This window comes from Thermus thalpophilus (assembly GCF_022760915.1).
Classification (GTDB): domain Bacteria; phylum Deinococcota; class Deinococci; order Deinococcales; family Thermaceae; genus Thermus; species Thermus thalpophilus.
Map to the genome: position 1 here is coordinate 1 of NZ_JAKTNS010000153.1, position 294 is coordinate 294.

At 82.0% G+C, this 294-nt stretch carries 1 protein-coding gene; it reads left to right on the forward strand.

Going from position 1 to position 294, the window contains the following annotated elements; all coding sequences use genetic code 11:
• Nucleotides 1–294, forward strand: a 294-nt coding sequence (locus tag L0D17_RS14085; RefSeq protein WP_279231849.1) for a MerR family transcriptional regulator, incomplete at both ends; no start/stop codon positions are given.

Here is a 294-nt window from a genome sequence, read left to right on the forward strand (position 1 = left end):
CGCCCGGGCCCTGGGGGTCTCCCCGGCCACCCTCCGGCGCTACGCCGCCCTGTGGGAGGGGGTGGTGGGCCCCCTGCCCCGGGACCCCCGGGGGGGCCGGCTCTGGCCCAAGGAGGCCCTGGCCCGCCTCCAGGCGGCCCGGGAGGCCCACCTGCGGGAAGGCCTCCCCCTGGAGGAGGCCCTGGCCCGGGTCCAGGGGGACTTCCCGGCCGCCGGCCTCGCCCTCCCCTCCGAGGGGGAGGCCCTGGCCCTCCTCCGGGCCCTGGCCGAACGGCTGGAGCGGGTGGAGGGGGA